Annotated in this window: 1 protein-coding gene; it reads right to left on the bottom strand. The window is 62.5% G+C overall.

What is annotated here, in order from left to right; all coding sequences use genetic code 11:
* Window positions 1-107 precede the first annotated feature (107 nt).
* On the bottom strand, window positions 108-509 hold a 402-nt coding region (locus J0A65_RS25555), incomplete at its 5' end, for a SoxR reducing system RseC family protein (RefSeq protein WP_206597020.1).

Here is a 509-nt window from a genome sequence, read left to right as displayed (position 1 = left end):
CACCAGACTTTGCCCCCACAACAGGGCGGCCATCAACACCGGCACAACGGACTTGATATTTCTCATCGGCTACAACTCCAGATGCAGAATGAAATACACGCAGGAAATCACGGGCTGGCAGCCAGCAATGCGCGCAGGACAACAGGTTGCAATTGGGGATCATCGGCGACCCTGGACGCTCGCCAGCGTACCAGCAGCCAGGAAACGCACAGACCGGCAAGGCCGGAGAGAATGCACAGAGGTTCGGATAGCCCTGCGGCGTCGGCTGCCAGGGCGGCAGCCATGAGGCCCAGCAAGGGCAGCAGGTAGACAAGCAGAGAGCTGCGTACCAGCAGCTCTTCGCGGACGCCGATCACCACGGCGTCGCCAACATTCAGATGCAGCGTGGACAGTGCGCGCACATGACCGCGCTCACGACCCACACCCAGGCGTTCCATCACGCCCTGCCCGCAGGCAGCATTGGCCGAGCAACTGGAGCAGGTACTCCGGCGTAGCGTCTCGACCCAGAC

This window comes from Bowmanella yangjiangensis, assembly GCF_017255015.1.
Lineage (GTDB): Bacteria > Pseudomonadota > Gammaproteobacteria > Enterobacterales > Alteromonadaceae > Bowmanella > Bowmanella yangjiangensis.
The sequence above is the reverse complement of the archived record's forward strand: the minus strand, read 5'-3'. Positions and strand labels throughout refer to the sequence as shown.